The 210-nt window shown below is 46.7% G+C and carries 1 protein-coding gene; it reads right to left on the reverse strand.

Translation table 11 applies throughout. From position 1 onward, the window contains the following. Positions 1 to 187, reverse strand: a 187-nt coding sequence (locus WFK35_RS23390) for a DUF6266 family protein (protein WP_336735027.1), incomplete at its 3' end; no start/stop codon positions are given. Positions 188 to 210: the final 23 nt, after the last annotated feature.

The raw sequence follows: 210 nt of genomic DNA on the forward strand, positions 1-210 counted from the left end.
TGAGCGGCTGCAGAAAGCTGATCACCATGCTGAACCTGGTCTGCTGCAGAAGCTGTTTATCGGTGGGCTGTTTCGAGCTTGGTTTGGGAATGCTTCTGATAATGTCCTGTCCGCGCCAGTTTGCGCCAACAATCGTTCCTACTTTTCCTGAAAATCCTCCAAGGATTCCTTTTGTTATTCGTGCCATTTTGTGCATTTTTATTGGTTAAC

The organism is Chryseobacterium sp. VD8 (genome assembly GCF_037149975.1).
Taxonomy (GTDB): Bacteria; Bacteroidota; Bacteroidia; order Flavobacteriales; family Weeksellaceae; genus Chryseobacterium; species Chryseobacterium indicum.